The sequence below is a fragment of the Nonomuraea sp. NPDC051941 genome (genome assembly GCF_044593615.1).
The window spans coordinates 60,842-78,133 of the sequence record NZ_JBIUCF010000042.1 but is presented as its reverse complement, the minus strand read 5'-3'; the positions used below and the strand labels follow the sequence as shown (position 1 = coordinate 78,133).

16 protein-coding genes are annotated in these 17,292 nt (G+C 69.7%); 9 read left to right on the top strand and 7 right to left on the bottom strand.

All coding sequences use genetic code 11. The features are described 5' to 3' along the window. The first annotated feature begins 14 nt into the window (after positions 1-14). Together clpB and ACIHFD_RS48765 are read left to right on the top strand one after the other, a co-directional pair. Positions 15-2,585 carry an ATP-dependent chaperone ClpB gene (clpB, locus tag ACIHFD_RS48770; RefSeq protein WP_397372702.1) on the top strand — a complete coding sequence of 857 codons (2,571 nt, stop codon included), beginning with the start codon at positions 15-17 and terminating at the stop codon, positions 2,583-2,585. A 234-nt stretch (positions 2,586-2,819) separates the two neighbouring features. Next, positions 2,820-3,527, top strand: a complete 708-nt coding sequence (locus ACIHFD_RS48765; RefSeq protein ID WP_397372701.1) for a hypothetical protein — start codon at positions 2,820-2,822, stop codon at positions 3,525-3,527. A gap of 128 nt (positions 3,528-3,655) precedes the next feature. Here ACIHFD_RS48765 and ACIHFD_RS48760 read toward each other — a convergent pair whose 3' ends face one another. After that, positions 3,656-4,186: a tetratricopeptide repeat protein gene (locus ACIHFD_RS48760; RefSeq protein ID WP_313044179.1), complete on the bottom strand. Its 531-nt coding sequence runs from the start codon at positions 4,184-4,186 to the stop codon at positions 3,656-3,658. Positions 4,187-4,352: 166 nt separating this feature from the next. Between ACIHFD_RS48760 and ACIHFD_RS48755 the strand changes: the two genes are divergently transcribed. Further along, a complete protein-coding gene (locus tag ACIHFD_RS48755; protein ID WP_350739711.1) occupies positions 4,353-4,676 on the top strand; it encodes a hypothetical protein in 324 nt (107 codons plus the stop codon). Here ACIHFD_RS48755 and ACIHFD_RS48750 read toward each other — a convergent pair. The 4 genes from ACIHFD_RS48750 to ACIHFD_RS48735 form a co-directional block, all read right to left on the bottom strand. Further along, positions 4,673-5,236, bottom strand: a complete 564-nt coding sequence (locus ACIHFD_RS48750; RefSeq protein ID WP_350739856.1) for a TetR family transcriptional regulator — start codon at positions 5,234-5,236, stop codon at positions 4,673-4,675. The genes ACIHFD_RS48755 and ACIHFD_RS48750 overlap by 4 nt on opposite strands. 122 nt (positions 5,237-5,358) lie before the next feature. Continuing rightward, positions 5,359-7,047: an SDR family oxidoreductase gene (locus tag ACIHFD_RS48745; RefSeq protein WP_397372700.1), complete on the bottom strand. Its 1,689-nt coding sequence runs from the start codon at positions 7,045-7,047 to the stop codon at positions 5,359-5,361. 42 nt (positions 7,048-7,089) lie between these two features. Then, entirely contained in the window at positions 7,090-8,163 is a 1,074-nt protein-coding gene (locus ACIHFD_RS48740) for a CapA family protein (protein ID WP_397372699.1), read from the bottom strand. 60 nt (positions 8,164-8,223) lie between these two features. After that, complete coding sequence (locus ACIHFD_RS48735; RefSeq protein ID WP_397372698.1) at positions 8,224-9,060, bottom strand: helix-turn-helix transcriptional regulator; 837 nt, start codon at positions 9,058-9,060, stop codon at positions 8,224-8,226. Positions 9,061-9,163: 103 nt separating this feature from the next. Here ACIHFD_RS48735 and ACIHFD_RS48730 point away from each other — a divergent pair, with 103 nt between their 5' ends. Next, entirely contained in the window at positions 9,164-10,576 is a 1,413-nt protein-coding gene (locus ACIHFD_RS48730) for an MFS transporter (protein ID WP_397372697.1), read from the top strand. Positions 10,577-10,751: 175 nt separating this feature from the next. On the opposite strand, the gene ACIHFD_RS48725 is transcribed toward ACIHFD_RS48730, so the two are convergent. Together ACIHFD_RS48725 and ACIHFD_RS48720 are read right to left on the bottom strand one after the other, a co-directional pair. Then, positions 10,752-10,976, bottom strand: a complete 225-nt coding sequence (locus tag ACIHFD_RS48725; protein WP_350739697.1) for a DUF397 domain-containing protein — start codon at positions 10,974-10,976, stop codon at positions 10,752-10,754. Positions 10,977-11,029: 53 nt separating this feature from the next. Continuing rightward, the gene (locus tag ACIHFD_RS48720; protein WP_355210171.1) at positions 11,030-11,893 is read right to left on the bottom strand and encodes a helix-turn-helix transcriptional regulator; all 864 of its coding nucleotides are present in this window, start codon (positions 11,891-11,893) and stop codon (positions 11,030-11,032) included. A gap of 708 nt (positions 11,894-12,601) precedes the next feature. Here ACIHFD_RS48720 and ACIHFD_RS48715 point away from each other — a divergent pair. From ACIHFD_RS48715 to ACIHFD_RS48695, 5 genes are all read left to right on the top strand, one after another. Then, the gene (locus tag ACIHFD_RS48715) at positions 12,602-12,760 is read left to right on the top strand and encodes a hypothetical protein (RefSeq protein WP_350739691.1); all 159 of its coding nucleotides are present in this window, start codon (positions 12,602-12,604) and stop codon (positions 12,758-12,760) included. A 1-nt stretch (position 12,761) separates the two neighbouring features. After that, positions 12,762-13,409: a hypothetical protein gene (locus tag ACIHFD_RS48710; RefSeq protein WP_355210168.1), complete on the top strand. Its 648-nt coding sequence runs from the start codon at positions 12,762-12,764 to the stop codon at positions 13,407-13,409. Positions 13,410-13,533: 124 nt separating this feature from the next. Then, on the top strand, positions 13,534-15,714 hold the full coding sequence (locus ACIHFD_RS48705; protein WP_397372696.1) for a molybdopterin-dependent oxidoreductase: 2,181 nt from the start codon (positions 13,534-13,536) through the stop codon (positions 15,712-15,714). Between the two features lies 1 nt (position 15,715). Further along, positions 15,716-16,327 carry an HD domain-containing protein gene (locus ACIHFD_RS48700; RefSeq protein ID WP_350739682.1) on the top strand — a complete coding sequence of 204 codons (612 nt, stop codon included), beginning with the start codon at positions 15,716-15,718 and terminating at the stop codon, positions 16,325-16,327. Positions 16,328-16,390: 63 nt separating this feature from the next. Beyond that, positions 16,391-17,269 (top strand): Rieske 2Fe-2S domain-containing protein, encoded by an 879-nt coding sequence (locus ACIHFD_RS48695; RefSeq protein ID WP_350739679.1) that lies wholly within the window; start codon positions 16,391-16,393, stop codon positions 17,267-17,269. Positions 17,270-17,292: the final 23 nt, after the last annotated feature.

Here is a 17,292-nt window from a genome sequence, read left to right as displayed (position 1 = left end):
GGGGCATAGAAAGAATGGACTACAAGCTCACCCAGAAGAGCCAGGAAGCGCTCTCGGGTGCCATGCGGCGTGCCGCCGCGGAGGGCAACCCTGAGATCTCCCCGGCCCACCTGCTGACCACCCTGCTCTCCCAGACGGGCGGCACCGCCGCACCCCTGCTCGAAGCCGTCGGCGCCGACTGGCGCACGCTGCGGGCGCGGGCCGAGGAGCAGCTCGCGGCGCTACCGAAGGCGCAGGGCGCGACGGTGGGGGCGCCGTCGAGCTCCCGCCAGCTCCTCACGGTGCTCAACACCGCCGCCCAGCACGCCAACCGGCTCGAAGACCTCTACGTCTCCACCGAGCACCTCCTGGTCGGCCTGGCCGCCGACGGCGGCCAGGTGGCCGAGCTGCTCAAGTCGCAGGGCGCGACGCCGCAGGCGCTGCTCGACGCGTTCGAGAAGGTACGCGGGCACGCCCGCGTCACCAGCGAGACCCCTGAGGACACCTACCAGGCGCTGGAGAAGTACGGCGTCGACCTGACCGAGCGCGCCCGCGCCGGCAAGCTCGACCCCGTCATCGGCCGCGACTCCGAGATCCGCCGCGTCGTCCAGGTGCTCAGCCGGCGCACCAAGAACAACCCGGTGCTCATCGGCGAGCCCGGCGTCGGCAAGACCGCGGTCGTCGAGGGCCTGGCCCAGCGCATCGTGGCCGGCGACGTGCCCGAGTCCCTGCGCAACAAGCGGCTGATCTCGCTCGACCTGGGCGCGATGGTCGCCGGCGCGAAATACCGCGGCGAGTTCGAGGAGCGGCTCAAGGCCGTGCTCTCCGAGATCAAGGAGAGCGACGGGCAGATCGTGACGTTCATCGACGAGCTGCACACCGTCGTGGGCGCCGGGGCCGCCGAGGGCGCGATGGACGCGGGCAACATGCTCAAGCCGATGCTGGCCCGCGGCGAGCTGCGCATGATCGGCGCGACGACGCTCGACGAGTACCGCGAGCGCATCGAGAAGGACCCGGCGCTGGAGCGCCGCTTCCAGCAGGTCTACGTGGGCGAGCCCTCGGTCGAGGACACGATCGCGATCCTGCGCGGGCTGAAGAGCCGCTACGAGGCCCATCACCAGGTGCAGATCGCCGACAGCGCGCTGGTGGCCGCCGCCGCGCTGTCCGACCGCTACATCACCAACCGCTTCCTCCCCGACAAGGCCATCGACCTGGTCGACGAGGCCGCCTCGCGGCTGCGCATGGAGATCGACTCCCGTCCCGTGGAGATCGACCAGCTCCAGCGCAATGTCGACCGGATGAAGATGGAGGAGCTGGCCCTGTCCAAGGAGACCGACGAGGCCTCCGTCCAGCGGCTCGAACGCCTCCGCAAGGAGCTGGCCGACCGCCAGGAGGAGCTCAACGCCCTCGTCGGCCGCTGGGAGCACGAGAAGGCCGGGCTCAACAAGGTCGGCGAGCTGAAGAAGCAGCTCGACGAGGCGCGCGGCGCCGCCGAGCGGGCTCAGCGCGACGGCGACTTCGAGGCCGCCTCCAGGCTCATGTACGCCGAGGTGCCCCGGCTGGAGCAGGCGCTGAAGGCCGCCTCCGACGCGGCGCCGCCGGACAACGCCATGGTCAAGGAGGAGGTCGGGGCCGACGACATCGCCGAGGTGATCTCGTCGTGGACCGGCATCCCCGCGGGGCGGCTCCTGGAGGCCGAGACGGCCAAGCTGCTGCGCATGGAGGACGAGCTGGGCAGGCGGCTGATCGGGCAGCAGAAGGCCGTACAGGCCGTCTCCGACGCCGTACGCCGCAGCCGGGCGGGCATCGCCGACATCGACCGGCCGACGGGCTCGTTCCTGTTCCTCGGGCCCACGGGGGTGGGCAAGACCGAGCTGGCCAAGGCGCTGGCGGAGTTCCTGTTCGACGACGAGCGGGCGATGACCCGGATCGACATGAGCGAATACTCCGAGAAGCACAGCGTGGCCAGGCTCGTCGGCGCGCCTCCCGGCTACATCGGTTACGAGGAGGGCGGCCAGCTCACCGAGGCCGTCCGGCGGCGCCCGTACACGGTCGTGCTGCTGGACGAGGTCGAGAAGGCCCATCCCGAGGTCTTCGACATCCTCCTCCAGGTGCTCGACGACGGGCGGCTGACCGACGGGCAGGGCCGCACGGTCGACTTCCGCAACACGATCCTGATCCTCACCTCCAACATCGGGTCGCAGTTCCTCATCGACCCCAAGCTGGAGAACGGCGCCAAGCGCGAGGCTGTCATGGGCGCGGTGCGCAACGCGTTCAAGCCGGAGTTCCTCAACCGGCTCGACGACGTGATCCTCTTCGACGCGCTGGGCACGGAGGAGCTGGCGCAGATCGTCGACCTGCAGGTCGAGCGGCTGGCGCGGCGCCTGGCCGACCGCCGGCTGGCGCTGGAGGTCACGCCCGCCGCCCGCGAGTGGCTGGCGCTGACAGGCTACGACCCGCTGTACGGCGCCCGTCCGCTGCGCCGCCTGGTCCAGTCCGCCATCGGCGACAAGCTGGCCAAGGCCGTGCTGTCGGGCGCGGTCGTGGACGGCGACAAGGTCAAGGTCGACCTCGGGGACGACGAACTCCTGATCCAGCGCGCCTGACGGCGTTCTCCCGGAGCCCGGGGACCCTGGCGGGGTCTCCGGGCTCCGGCGTGTCGTCCTTCTCCGCGCGTGGTTTCGGCACGTGGTGGCCCTGGTCGGCGTGTCATGTCCGGGTCATCCGGCCACGTCTTTGGTAAGGTCCGGTCCACTCTTCGGACAAGCCGCACGCCCGCGGCCGAATGTGTGACTACGTTCAGCGTTCGTCGGATCACCGAAAACGATCAGGGACGTGACGTGTCATCTCAGAAGATCCGGAGCATCATCGCGGTGGCCACTCTGACCGCGGGCATCACCTGGCTGGCCGCGACCCCCTCGACGGCCGACATGTGCAAGGGCGGGGAGCCCGCCCTGCTGTCGCCCAAGTCGATCGCCACGTACTGTGAGGAGCGCACCCAGGTGCGCCTGGACGGAGCCGGCGCCCGCGGCGGCAAGCTGGTCACCACCGAGAGCAACAAGCTCGCCATGGCGGCCGGGGAGATGGCCAGGCAGCTCGGCCTGACGGGGCTGGCCACCGGGCGCGAGGCGCTCGGCATCGCCGACCTGGGCGGGCTGGCGGCGAACTGGGGCATGCCCTCGCTGTTCTCGGCCTCGCCCGCGCTGTTCCCCGTGGTGCCGGGTTCGACGTCGATGAAGGATCTGGCGACCGCGGCCGAGGTGCCCGCGCTGCCCGCCCTCCCTGTGCTGCCGCAGACGCCGCTGGTGGCCAAGCTGCCCGCCGAGATGCCGCTCGGGAACGCCGCTCCGTACCAGAACCGCGTCGCGGGCTCCGCCGTCGAGTCGCCGCTGGACCTGAAGGAGCCGGTCGCGGAGGTCGGGTCCCAGGTGGTCGACATCCTGCTGCCCAAGGCGGTGCAGAGCGTCGAGGGCACCTCGATGCTGCCGGGCGGCCAGCCCGCGGTGGACGGGTTCACGGGGCTGGCGCGGGAGCTGGGGCTGCGCTGAACCGCCCACACCTGATTCACCCGCAGCCGGGCCGCCCCGAAGCGGCCCACGCCACCCGACCCGCCCGAAGGCGCCCCAGAGGGCTCTGAGCCGTCCTGGGAGCCGAGGCGGGCCGGGTGGTGGGGTGGTCAGCGGGCGAGGGCGTCCAGCTCGTCCTCAGGGAGCCCGAGGTCGACCCGGATGCGGTAGCGGGTGCGCAGGAGCGCCCCCTGCTCCGGATCGTTCTCGTCGCATCCCAGGACCGCCTGGGTGGCCCATTCGAGCCCTCCCTGGAGGTCCCCGTAGGCGACCAGCGTCTCGGCGATCGTATGAGCGGTCGCCGTGGAGACGCCGCCCTCCGCGCGTATGGTCTCGATGACCTCCCTAGCCTCATCGGGCCGGTCGAGCTCGAAGAGCGTGTCGGCGATGCCGGCGCGCGGGTCGAAGCCCGCCTCGCCGCCGTCCTCGACCGCGCGCTGGAAACACTCCATAGCGCGCGCCGGCTGGCCTGCCGCCCGCCATTCTTCGGCAGCGAGGACCAGGATGGACGCCCTGGAGACGTCGCCCGACGAATAGCCGAGCGCTACGTCGTACAGCCGACTGGCCAGGGAACTGTGGTCGTCGGCCAATAGGGCCTGCTCAAGCAGACGATCAAGGTGCTCACGGGTCACATGCGCCACACCGCGAGACTACCGAGCCAGTCGGCGCTTTGCCCGGTCAATGCGCATCGCCGGTCAGTCACAAATTCGGTAACGCCGCGTCCAATAGTGCTGACCCTGAGCGTGTCCGCCCAGGTGACAGGGCATATACGGGTCGCTTTGCTGCTACGCGAGCAAGGGGGCTGTGATGGGCGTGTCCAAGCAGATGACCTTCACACTGGCCTGTGTCGTCGTGTTGGCGGCCCTCGTCCCCGGTGTGGCGGGTTATTTGTCGGCCCGATTGGAGGCCATCGAATCCGCGGAGCGCAACTTGCATGCCCTGGAGGCAAGGCTGCATGTCCGCGAGGCAAGGGAAGCCCGTCCCGCCTCGATGTCGTCACCATGCCTGCGGACGCCAGCCACCCCGCGGTTCCAGCAGGTGCCCGCGATCGCCCTCGGCGAGCACGGGAGGCGGGTGCCTGCCTGGCTGGCAGGCCTGATCAAGGAAGTGGCGGACTTCAGGCCGGACTAGCGGACCGGCCAGGACCGCAACTGGCGCGACAGGAAGCCCCGGATCAGCTGTTTGGCCGCGTCGATGATCTCCGGTGAGCCCTTGGGGTCGCGGCGGAAGGCCAGCTTGAGCACGGCGTCGCCGGCCTCGACCGCCACCAGCACGGCCAGGTCGAGCTCCGGGCTGTCGGCCAGCCCGAACTCCTTGAGCAGCAACCCCCGCAACCGCCCCGCGATCACGGTGTTGTTGTCGGAGTCGGAGTCGAGCAGGTTGAGGTCGACGGCGTCGCCGAAGTGGAGGCTCTTGAAGCCGGGGACCGTCCTGTGCATGTCGACGTACTCGTCGATGATCGCATCGATGGCCTCCCACCAGCCGCGATATTCCTCCGTGAGGAACCTGCGGTCGACCCTGCGCACGAACTCCTCGACGTTGCGCCGGGTGAGCTCCTGCGTGACGGCCCGTTTGTCAGGGAAGAACTGGTAGATCGACCCGATCGCGACCCCTGCCCGCTCGGCGATGCGAGTGGTGGACAGGGCCTCGTATCCGGTCTCGTCGAGTAGCTCCGCGCACGCGTCGAGCATCCGCTCCACGCGGCGTGCGCTGCGGCGCTGGGCCGGCTGGCGCCTGAGTGCTCTGGGCTGGGCGCAATCATCATCGAGTTGCGGCGAGGACACGCAGTCATCTTCTCCCGGATGGGCGATCGTTACCTGCCAATTCCTGGATTTCTTATGGTTCCGCTCCGACGCGCGAGCGCGCGCATCGTTCCAGGCGAAATCCGGGAAAGGGCATACCCGATTTTCCCCTCCAGGTTGACCGGCACAACGGCCTGATTCCGGTGTACGGCGCGCAGAATGTGGGCAGCCACCCGCTCGGCGGGATAACCGCGCCGCACCAGGCCCCGTACGGCGTCTTCGCGCAGGTCAGCGCCCACGTACGTGGCGTTGCGCGCGATCGGCGTCGAGACGAACCCCGGGCAGACGGCGCTCACCCCGATCCCGTGCCCGGCCAGCTCGGCCCTGAGGCAGTCGCTGAGCATCTTCACGGCCGCCTTGGAGGTCGAGTACGCGGGCAGCAGCCGGGACGGCGCGAACGCGGCCAGAGAGGCGACGTTGACGATGTGGCCGCCCTCGCCGCGTTCGACCATGGCGGCGCCGAAGAGCCGGCATCCGTGGATGACGCCCCACAGATTGACGTCGACGGTCCTGCGCCAGTCGTCCACCGTATGATCAAGAAAAGACCCGGCGACGGCGATCCCGGCATTGTTCACCACAATGTCCGGCACCCCATATTGAGCGATGATATTTCGCGAAAAATCTTCCATTTGGTCGATATTCGATACATCGACCTGCACGGCGTGCCCCGTACTCCCGAGGTCCTCGGCGATGGCGTCGGCGGCCCGTGCCGCCGCGTCGGCGTCGATGTCCGCGCACACCACCTCGGCGCCGTGGGCAGCGAACGCCCGCGCCGTCGCCAGCCCGATCCCGGACCCCGCCCCGGTGACCACCACCAGCCGCCCGTCGAAGGCCCGCCGCGACCGCCGCACGGCGTGGGCGCCGTCGGCGAACTCGGCGATCAGCCGGGCCACCGCCTCGGGACGGCTCCGGTGCGCCCAGTGCCCGGCCGCCACCTTCCGGTGCCGGAGCCTGGGCACCCACTGCCCGATCGAGGCCAGCAGCGCCGGGGTCACGAAGGCGTCCCGCGTGGCCTCGATGATCTGCACGGGCACGTCGCCGACGCCCGGATCGCCGTCCGCGCCCATGTTCCGCCGGTACATCCAGAGCCCGTTGCGCCCGTCCTTGGCCAGCGTCGGCGCCGGATGCCCGGGCCGCGGCGAGATGCCCTCGCGCCGCAGCGTACGGGAGATGATCCCCGGCATGACCGAGCCCCACGCCAGCTCCGGCACCACCGGAACCTGAAATGCCCCGATGTACCAGGACTTGATGCGCTGCGCCGCGACGTCCCGCCGCTTCCCGTGCCGCAGGAAATGAGCGGCCTGCCGCAGCCCGGGCCCGCCCAGGCTCGTGAAGGACGCGATCCGTTCCCGGATCCCGGCCCGCCCGAGGGCCTCCCAGCCCTGGAGCGACCCCCAGTCATGCCCCACGAGATGCACCCTGGACGCGCCCCCAGCGTCGATCACGGCATCGATCACGGCATCGAGGTCGGCGATCAGGTGGTCGAAGTCATAGTCCCGGCTGTCCCGTGGCGCCGCGGACTCCCCCGCTCCGCGCACGTCGTACCGGACGACGTGGTAGCGGTCGCGCAGGAGCGCGGCCACCTCGTCCCAGACGCGGTGCGTGTCGGGGTAGCCGTGGAGCAGCAGCACCGTCGGGTTCGCCGGGTCGCCTTCCTCGAAGACCGCCAGCCGCACGTCACCGGACTCGACCCATCGCATCGCGACCTCCTATTGGACGAACCATCCAGTAGCGTAGATCGTTCAGGGACGCGCGGCCAGCCCGGCGCAGGAGCGCAGCGCCTTCCAGTCCGCGACCGCCTGGGTCCGGGCGGGCCCCGTCATCGGGACGGGCACACCCCCTTGGATGGTGGCCGGGGTCCAGCTGTCCTTGAGCACCTTCCGCCCGTTGATGGTCAGCGTCAGGACGCCGGTCCGGCCCGTGGTGCCGGGGGTGGAGTTGTAGAAGACGAAGTTGCCCATGCCGTAGTTGACGTACGCGTTGTCCAGGTACCCGGATCCGAGCAGGATGTGCGCGTGCCCGCCGACCACCACGTCGGCGCCCGCCTCGACCAGTTTGGGGGCCAGCGAGAGCTGCGCCGGGTTCGGGCACTTCTGCATCTCGGTGCCCCAGTGCAGGTGGACGATCACGGTGTCGGAGTTCTTCCGCGCCTGCCGTACCGCCCGCAACAGGCCGGCCTCGTCCTTGGCCGAGGCCAGCCCGCCCTTGTCGGCGGTGGCCGTCCACGACTGGATGAACTCCGCGTCCAGCACCTGCGTGGCCCCGATGATGGCCACCCGGTTGCCGTTCACGGTCTTGCGGAACGGCCTGTACGCCTGCGCCGCGTCCTTCCCGATCCCCACCACGGGGAACTTGCTGGTCCTGATCGCCGCCAGCGTGTCCGCCAGGCCGGTCTCCATGTAGTCCATGCCGTGGTTGTTGGCCATGGACACGACGTCGACCCCGGCGGCCTTCAACGCGGTGAAGGCGGTCGGCGGCGCCCGGAAGGTGAACTGCTTGCCCGGCGCCGGCGTCCCGCCCGTGGTGATCGCCGTCTCCAGGTTCACCATGGATAAGTCGGACTTGCGCAGCACGCTCGCGATCGGCCCGAGCGCCGTGCCGGGGGCGGCCAGCCGTCCCCGCAGCATCCCCTCGAAGTGCACGTCCCCGCCGAAGGAGATCGTGTACGGCCGCCGCTTCGGCTTGGGCTTCGCCGTCGGCGACTCGGCCACCTGCTGGTCCACCTGCTTGCTCTGCGGCTCTTTCTCGGGGGCCGATGAGCAGGCCACCAAGGACGCGGCGACGGCGAACAACGGGAGGGCACGGGGGAATCTCATCTGCCGCCACTTCCGCTCGAATCCGGTCGTTTAGGGATTGAGCATGCCATGCAGGGCGGATTACCGCGCAGGCTCCCCCTTCGCCAGCAACCTGCGCATCGCCTCCCGGGTCGCGTCGTCCATCGGCGTGTAGACGACCAGCCGGATCTCGGCCACGGCGGTGAGGCTGGTCGTGCTGAAGCGCAGCTCCCCCAGCTCCACGTGCTTGAACCGCTTCACCCTCGGCCCCGGCTCGGCCACGTCCTGCCTGGCCCACAACCGCGCGAACTCGGCGCTCTCCGAGCTGAGCCGGCGGACGAAGTCCTGCCAGCAGGGGTCGTCCACGTGGCGGCTGTAGGCGCCCCTGAACACCGCCACGGCCCGCGCGAGCTCCTGGTCGCGGTTGAGCAGCAGGGTCGCGGGGGCGGGGGTGAGGCAGGTGTACCAGAGCGAGTTCCGCTCGCCCTCCGGCGCGCTGACCAGCTCGGGGAACACGGCGGCGTAGGCGGCGTTCCAGGCCAGGGCGTCGCACCGGCTGTTGGTCACGACGGCGGGCATGTCGCCGAGCCGGTCGAGGATCTGCCGCATCTCGGGCGTCACCTGGCCCGAGTCGGTGTCGGCCGGGCTCAGCGCCTGGCCCGCCAGCCGGTAGAGGTGCTGGCGCTCGGCGGCGTCGAGCCTGAGCGTACGGGCGATCGCGTCCAGCACCTGGGCGCTGGCGTTGATCGGGCGGCCCTGCTCCAGCCACGTGTACCAGGTCACGCCGACGCCCGCGAGCTGGGCGACCTCCTCGCGCCGCAGGCCGGGCGTCCGCCTGCGCGGTCCCGGCGCGAGGTCGACCATCTCGGGGGTGATCCGCTCGCGACGCGTACGCAGGAACGCCGACAGGTCGATGCGCTTTGCCTCTGCCACGCTCATGTCTCCACTATGGGGCGAACCACCACATCCTATCCAGTTACCGCCAGTACCAGTATAAGTGGGCTCTCGTTACTGGTACTGGATCCCCGGCAGACTGCTACACATGACGCAAACTGCCGCTATTTCCCCTTCTGTGGACACCAAACCGCAGGAAGGGAACCGGGCCAGCGGCCTGCTCCTTGCGATCATCCTCGTGGGGCAGTTCCTGGCCATCCTGAACGTCAACATCGTCAACGTGGCCACCCCGACCATCGAGTCCGACCTGCACTCCTCAGGCGCCGGGCTGCAGATGATCGTCGCCGGATACACCATTGTCTATGCCGTCCTGTTGATCACCGGAGCCAGGGTCGGCGACCTGTTCGGCTACCGCAACGCATTCCTGGGCGGGCTGGCGCTGTTCACGGTGACCACGCTCGGCGCGGGCCTGGCGCCCTCGACGGGCTGGCTGGTGGCCGCCCGCCTGCTGCAGGGCGCCGGGGCGGCGATGATGATGCCGCAGGTCCTGACGTTGATCCAGCGCAACTACCACGGCGCGGCCAGAGGCCGGGCGATGGGCCTGTGGTCGCTGGTGATCAGCGGTGGCATCGTGATCGGCCAGGCTTTCGGCGGGATCCTGCTGGGTCTGGGCGCGGGCTGGCGAGTGGTGTTCCTGGTGCTGGTGCCGATCGGCGCGCTGCTGATGGTGGCCGGGATGAAGGTGCTGCCCGCCGACGAGGGCGGAGGCCGGACGGGCCTCGACCCGTGGGGCCTGGTGTCCCTGTCCGCGGCCGTGCTCCTGCTCGTCGTGCCGCTGGTCCTGGGCCGCGAGCTCGGGTGGCCGGCGTGGGGCTGGATCTCGATGGCGCTGAGCGTGGTGACGTTCTTCGCGTTCGTCCGCATCGAGCGCTGGGTGACGGCCCGCGGCGGGCGTCCCCTGGTGGACGCGCGGGTGCTGCGCGCGCCCGGCATGCGGCCGGGGCTGGCGATCCTGCTGTTCGGCCCGGCGACCTGGGGCGCGTTCCTGTTCACCTCGGCCCTGCACCTGCAGGGCGAGCTGCACCTGACGCCGCTGTCCTCCGGCATGATGCTGGTGCCGTGCGCGCTGGCCTTCGGCCTCGTCGGGCTCCTCTGGCCGCGCCTGCCGCTCCGCCTGCAGCGCCCGCTGGTGCCCTTTGGCTACGTGGTGGCCGCCCCCGCCTATCTTGGGCTGGGGCTCGCCGCCGGCGGCGGCCTCCCGTACGCGCTCATGAGCGCCCTCGTCGGCGCCGGGCTCGGCGTGCAGGTCGCGGTGACGAACATGGCGACCGAGCAGGTGGACGACGCCTACGCGGCGGACGCGAGCGGCGCGCTGCTCACCGTGATGCAGCTCGGGCAGGTCATCGGCGTCTCCACGGTCGGAACGCTGTTCATCACGCTGAGCCAGGGCCACGGCACGGTGTCCGCCTCGCTGGTCTCCTCCATCGCCATGGCGGGCCTCGCCGTGGTCGCGGGGCTGAGCTCGCTCTTCCTCGTACGGCGCCGCGTACCGGCCGCATAATCCGGGCCCGGGGATTTCCCCCACAAAGCAAGACGGCCCGCGCCCCCCTTTACCGGGGGCGCGGGCCGTCTTATGCACTCCGGGAAAAGACTTCCCGGAAAGAAACCTCAATCTGCGAAATATTCCTGAGCCGTCCTGCCGCGCGAGAAAAAAATGCTGCGGCGGTTACGGTTTTTCAGGCACCTGGTACGAGCGTGGCCAAGTCGAACTCGCCCTCACGCACTCCCGCGGTGAAGGCGGCCCACTCCTCAGGAGTGAAGACGAGAACGGGCCCGTCCTGCTCCTTGCTGTCCCTGAGCGCAACGTTGCCGTCAGCCAGGGGGGCGACCTCGACGCAGGCCGATGCGCCGTTGCAGAATCTGCTCTTCCGCCAGGCGGCCGCCGTAGTGTGGATGTACATTCTCTCCCCAAATGCGTAAAGAGGCTCCGTTGCCCCTTCCTGAGGTCTCGCCGTTAACGTCTCCACAGCATGGCCTTCCGCTGGATAAGAACGCGCGATTCGTCCTCATCCAGGGCCTCCGACTTGATATGGTCGAAAGCCGCTTCGTACCCGGCCACCCGTTCGAGATCATCGACGAAGTGAGCAGTATACAGCTGCTCTAGGTACACAACATCATCAAATGCCGCAAACTTAAGATGAATAAACGCACCGGTGTTAACCGGATGAAGTGAGTCCAGGGTCAGGACGTGAATGCTGACGTGCGGCAGCAGGGAGACCTCCAGGAGATGCTCCATCTGCTCGCGCATGACCGAGGGCTCGCCGAAGCGACGCGTCAGCGCCGACTCGTCGAGAACCACCGTCAGCTCGCAGGGATCCGCCCGGTGCAACACCCGCTTCTGCCTGTCGAGGCGGGCTTCGACCCGGCTCCTGACACCGCTGTGCGTGATGCGCGCGATGCCACGGGTCGCCAGGATGACCTCCCTGGCATAGTCCTCGGTCTGCAAGGTGCCAGGCACGATCTGGGGTTCCCAGTTGCGCTGGAATTTCGCCTCAGCCTCTAACCCGAGGAATCTTGTGTACTCCTCGGGTAGAGCGTCCTCGTAATCTTCCCACCAGCCGCGCTGCTCCGCATCCCGCAACAGGCCGAAGAGCTCGTCAAGTTTCTCCTCGTCCACGCGGTAAAGCTGCGCCATGACCTTGATGTCGTCGGCGCTGGGCATGGTCTTGGCGGCCTCGATGCGGCTGACCTTGCTCGCGGACCAGCCGAGCTCGCTGGCCGCCCTGGCCCCGGTGAGCTTCTTCCGCTCCCGGAGGAGGCGCAGCTCCTGACCGAGCCGGAGCCTGCGTACAGTCGGACTGCCCTGCTGCGATGGCACCGCCACTCTCCTTGTTCGGGAATGAAGGTGTAGCCGGTGGGGATCGTTTGAGGCCCGGCTTTTGGGGCCGTTCGCCCAATCTTACACTGCAAGTTGCATGTGGAGTGCCGCTCGTCCTTGTCAGAAGGCTTTCATGGGGAGAGCGTAGGGGCAAGACGAACTACGGCCAGGGGTGGGCCTGGGGTGGAACATCTCCCGTTGCACGCCGTGCATGACACTTCTGGTGCAAGTTGCACGGCAAGAGGTGAAGAAATGTAAATCTTCCCTTGCTTAAAGTATTGCAGCATCGCTCACCTCGGGGGACGATCGGTTCCAGGAGGGTTCTCGAGTGGTGAGGAGGCCGGACATGACGACACGGCCGTACACATCGGGCCTTCCGTCTTCGATCGCGCGGCCCCGCCCGGGCCGCCTCGCCGGCAACGTCGCCGCCCCGGATACGAAACTCCGCCCCAGGGAGGCCGCTTGCCGGAAGGACTTCGGAATCGCCTGAAGAACTCAGCGAGAGTCCGCTCATTCGAGCCTGGAAAAAACCGGGCCGAGGCTGACCACCAGCGCGCCGCATTCGGGCTGCCACCCTGCGGCGAGACCGGTCATCAGCCGTCGGTCCGGCGAAGAAGCCACCTCTGAAAATGCCGCGAAAGGGGTCTTCTCATGTACTCACAAGGTACCAAGGGACTCGCCCGAATCAAGTGCCGGATCCGAGAGCTTATGGCTTGGGCCGATCGCGAGATCTGCATGGAGCCCGACGAGTTCGCCTACCACGTCGGATGGACCGTGAGCAGGACCGGGTTCGGCTCCCGTCGCTACCGCGACCCACGGTTCGACCAGCTCAGCGTGCCACAGCGCGTGACGGAGGAGGTGTCCTGACGTGCCGAGGAACCCGCGCAACCAGATCTACCCCGCCAACGAGGACCTTCCCGCCGCCGGGCGCGGCGGGCCGCTGGTCAGGCTGTGGCGGGTCCGTACCGAGCTGATGCTGCTCGCCGCGCTGGCGCTGCTGACGCTCACCCTGCTGGGGGCCACCCAGGAGGGCCGGTGGTGGCCGTTCGTCCTGCTGACGAGCGCCGTCTCGGTGCCGGCCGCCACCAGGAGCGGGCGCAACTGGGTGAGCGCGCACTTCTGGTGCGTGGTCTCCAGGCACCGCCTGCACCGGGTCTGTCTGGAGACCACGATGCACACCAGGGCCGGGCGGATCCCGCTGGTGCTCTGGATCACGCCGACGACCACGGGCGAGAAGGCCCTGATCATGACCAGGGCCGGCATCTCCGCCGAGGAGTTCGAGGCGTACAGCGAGGAGATCGCCGCCGCCTGCTGGGCCAGGAGCGCGAACGTCTACCGGCACCGGCGCCGGGCGCAGTTCGTGATCGTGGAGATCGTCAGGCGCGACGAGGTCCCGGGAGCGACCTCTCCCGGACTCGACCGGCTGTACGGCAGACGGGCCTGGATCTCGCTGAGACCCGACCTCGAGGAGCCGCCTGATCTGCGCGCACCGGCCGCGCTGGCCAAGGCGGGCTGAGGACCTGGGGGAATCCGGGACATTTCCCCGGGTGGGAAGCCCCGGAGACCGCGGGGGCTCCGGGGCTTCCCCATGTGCGCGGTACGGGCCAAGATGAGTTCAGCTGGCGAACTCAGGAGTCGTGATGACGTCGACCGTCCACCGGACCTGTCCCCTCTGCGAGGCCGTCTGCGGCCTGACGCTCACCCTCGACGAGGGCGGGCACGTGACCAGCGTCCGCGGCGACAAGGACGATCCGTTCAGCAAGGGGTTCATCTGCCCGAAGGGGGCCAGCCTCGGCCGGCTCGACGAGGACCCCGACCGGCTGCGCAAGCCGCTGATCAGGGAGGGCGACCTGTGGCGCGAGGTCGGCTGGGAGGAGGCGTTCACCGCCGTCAAGGCGGGCCTCGACCGGGTCGCCGACCGCCGGTCCGCCGCGATCTACCTCGGCAACCCGAACGCCCACAGCATGGCGGGCGCCCTGTACGGCGCGCCCCTGATCAAGGCCCTCGGCACCCGCAACGTCTACTCCGCCAGCACCGCCGACCAGATGCCCAAGCACGTCGCGAGCGGGCTCATGTTCGGGCACCCGCTGGCCATCCCGGTCCCCGACCTGGACAGGACCGACTACCTGCTGATGCTGGGGGCCAACCCGCTGGAGTCCAACGGCTCGCTGTGCACCGCGCCCGACTTCCCCGGGCGGCTGAAGGCCCTGCGCGGCCGCGGCGGCCGGCTCGTGGTGGTCGACCCGCGCCGTACGCGCACCGCCGCGCTGGCCGACGAGCACGTCTTCGTCCGCCCCGGGACAGACGCCTACCTGCTGTTCGGCATCGTCCACACGCTGTTCGCCGAGGAGCTCGTCAAGCCGTCACACCAGGTCAACGGGTTGGCCGAGGTGCGCGAGGCAGCCAAGCACTTCCCGCCGGAGGCGGTCTCCGGGCGCACCGGGGTGCCCGCCGAGGTGATCGTGCGGCTGGCCAGGGAGCTGGCGGGAGCCCGTACGGCCGCCGTCTACGCCAGGATCGGCACCTGCACGGCCGAGTTCGGCACGCTGGCCCAGTGGCTCGTGGACGTCCTCAACGTGCTCACCGGCAACCTCGACCGGCCGGGCGGCGCCATGTTCCCCAAGCCCGCGACCGAGTTCGGCGCGCGGCGCAGGCCGTACACGGTGGGCCGGTGGAAGAGCCGCGTCAGGGGGCTGCCGGAGAGCAACGGCGAGCTGCCGGTGGCCACGCTCGCCGACGAGATCGAGACGCCCGGCGAGGGGCAGGTCACGTTCCTGATCACGGTGGCGGGCAACCCCGTGCTGTCGGCGCCCCACGGGGCCAGGCTCGACGCGGCCTTCGGGCGGCTCGACTTCATGGTGAGCGTGGACCCGTACCTCAACGAGACCACCAGGCACGCGAACGTCATCCTCCCGCCACCGCGGATGCTGCAGTCGGGCCACTACGACTTCGCGCTGCTCGGGTTCGCGGTCCGCAACTACGCCCGCTACTCGCCGCCGCTGCTGCCGCTGGACGGGCAGCCCTCCGAGGCCCAGATCCTGGCCAGGCTGGCCATGATCGCCTCGGGCCTGGAGGGGGATCTGGACGAGTTCGTGATCGGCGAGATGCTGCGCAAGGCCACCGAGACGCCCGGCTCCGGGGTCGAGGGACGAGACGTGGCCGGGCTGCGCGCCGAGCTGGAGGGCGAGACGGGCGGCGAGCGCCGGCTCGACCTCATGCTCAAGCTCGGCCCCTACGGCGAGTGGGCCGGCAAGGGCGACCTGTCGCTGCGCAAGCTGCTCGACAACCCGCACGGCCTGGACCTCGGCCCGCTGGAGCCCCGGCTCGGCGAGGTGCTGAAGACCGCCTCGGGCCTGATCGAGCTGGCGCCGCCGCAGATCGTCGAGGACGTGGAACGGCTGCGCGGCAAGCTGGACGAGGACCCGCCGGAGATCGTCCTGATCGGGCGGCGCCACCTGCGCTCCAACAACAGCTGGCTGCACAACGTGGGCCCGCTGGTCGGCGGCAGCAACACCTGCACGCTGCAGATCAACCCGGCCGACGTGACCAGGCTCGGGCTCGACGGCGAGGCGGTGGTCCGCTCCGCGAAGGGGCAGCTCACGGTGCCGCTCGAACCCACCGACACGATCATGCCGGGGGTGGTCAGCCTGCCGCACGGCTGGGGCCACGCGGGCAGCTCACAGAGCGTGGCGGCCGAGCACGCGGGGGTCAGCGTCAACACGCTCACCGACGAATCCACCGTCGATGTACTGAGTGGTAACGCAGTGTTCAACGGAGTTCCGGTCACGATTTCACCAACCGGGGTGATCATCGCACAATAGGGTGTCGCGCGTGACTATCGCGCCAGAAGAGGACCGCCTGAACGCCCAGATCGCCTTCGCCATCGAGATCGACAAGTTGAAGCGGATCATCCGCCGCAACCATTTGATGGACGGCTCGCGGCGGGAGAACACCGCCGAGCACTCCTGGTACGTGGGCACGTTGGCGATGATCCTCGGCGAGCATGCCCCACCCGGGACCGACCTCCAACGGGTGGTGGCCATGTTGCTCGTGCACGACCTGGTCGAGATCGACGCCGGCGACACGTTCATCTATGACCCCGTGGAGGTGGCCGCGCAGGCCGGCGCCGAGCGCGCCGCCGCCGACCGCATCTTCGGACTGCTGCCCGCCGACCAGGGGCAGTGGATGCGGGAGCTGTGGGACGAGTTCGAGGCCAGGAAGACGCCGGAGGCCAGGTTCGCCAAGGCGCTCGACCGTTTCTCCCCGATCCTGGCCAACCACCTCACCGAGGGCGGCACGTGGCCGTTGTTCAAGGTCAAGGCCGCGCAGGTCAGGGAGAAGGTACGGATCATCGAGGAAGGTTCGCCGTCCCTCGGCGCGTACGCGCTGGAGCTGGTCGAACTCTCCGTGGCCAGGGGACACCTGTCCGAGTGATCCCCACATGGGCGGGGTAGGGGACTTGTCGTGAAAGAGGAAGTGCGAGCGAAACGTCGGCCGTTGCGGGGTTTGGCCGGGCCGGTTGCTCTCGCCGACCGGCTGGAGAAGTCCAAGACCCTGGACACGCCGATCAGAGTGCTGGCCAAGACCGTACGCCAGCGCATCCGTCCCGGCCGGCTACGTGACCTGCTGCACGGCGTCCCCACGGGCAAACCGCTGCACCCGCCGCTGGCCACGGTCAGCCTGGGCTGCTGGCTGTCCGCGGCGGTGCTGGACCTGACCGACGGCGATCCGCGGGCCTCGCGCGTGCTGCTGGCCACGGGCATCGCCAACGCGCTGCCCACGGCGGCGGCCGGGCTGACCGACTGGTCCTCTCTCCACCGCGAGCAGCAGCGCGTGGGCTTCGTCCACATGCTGTCGAACGTGGCCGCGCTGGGCCTGTTCTCCGGCTCCCTGCTGGCCCGGGTACGCGGGCGCGAGCAGCTGGGCCGCACCCTGACCCTGGCCGGGCTCGGCCTGGCCGGGCTCGGCGGCTATCTCGGCGGCCACATGGCCTACCGGCAGGCGGCCGGGGCCAACCACGCCCCGCAGGTCTCCCACCTGGTGCCGCTGGGCTGGCACGACCTGTGCCTGCTCAAGGACCTGCCGGAGGGCCGGCCCGTCGCGCGGCGGCTCGGCTACATCCAGCTCTTCGTGCTGCGCCAGGGCGAGGCCGTCACCGTGCTCGCCGACCGCTGCCCGCACCTGGCCGGCCCGCTGCACCAGGGCAGGCTGGTCATGGAGAACGGGGAGGCGTGCGTGGTCTGCCCGTGGCACGGCAGCACGTTCAGGCTGGCCGACGGCTCGGTGCGGCACGGTCCGGCGACCGCCCCCGCGCCCATGTTCGAGACGCGGATCCGGCGTGACGGCACGCTCCAGGTGCGGCCGGGGTTGACCTGAAGTTCGCTTGAGGTTTTACCGTC

What these genes read in the sequence shown, in the direction of transcription:
- ACIHFD_RS48750 (WP_350739856.1), bottom strand. Translation starts at nt 5,236, where the DNA reads ATGCTCGACGCGTGCGCGGAGCTACTCGACGAGACCGGATACGAGGCC.
- clpB (WP_397372702.1), top strand. Translation starts at nt 15, where the DNA reads ATGGACTACAAGCTCACCCAGAAGAGCCAGGAAGCGCTCTCGGGTGCC.
- ACIHFD_RS48745 (WP_397372700.1), bottom strand. Translation starts at nt 7,047, where the DNA reads ATGCGATGGGTCGAGTCCGGTGACGTGCGGCTGGCGGTCTTCGAGGAA.
- ACIHFD_RS48755 (WP_350739711.1), top strand. Translation starts at nt 4,353, where the DNA reads ATGGGCGTGTCCAAGCAGATGACCTTCACACTGGCCTGTGTCGTCGTG.
- ACIHFD_RS48730 (WP_397372697.1), top strand. Translation starts at nt 9,164, where the DNA reads ATGACGCAAACTGCCGCTATTTCCCCTTCTGTGGACACCAAACCGCAG.
- ACIHFD_RS48725 (WP_350739697.1), bottom strand. Translation starts at nt 10,976, where the DNA reads ATGTACATCCACACTACGGCGGCCGCCTGGCGGAAGAGCAGATTCTGC.
- ACIHFD_RS48715 (WP_350739691.1), top strand. Translation starts at nt 12,602, where the DNA reads ATGGCTTGGGCCGATCGCGAGATCTGCATGGAGCCCGACGAGTTCGCC.
- ACIHFD_RS48740 (WP_397372699.1), bottom strand. Translation starts at nt 8,163, where the DNA reads ATGAGATTCCCCCGTGCCCTCCCGTTGTTCGCCGTCGCCGCGTCCTTG.
- ACIHFD_RS48735 (WP_397372698.1), bottom strand. Translation starts at nt 9,060, where the DNA reads ATGAGCGTGGCAGAGGCAAAGCGCATCGACCTGTCGGCGTTCCTGCGT.
- ACIHFD_RS48705 (WP_397372696.1), top strand. Translation starts at nt 13,534, where the DNA reads ATGACGTCGACCGTCCACCGGACCTGTCCCCTCTGCGAGGCCGTCTGC.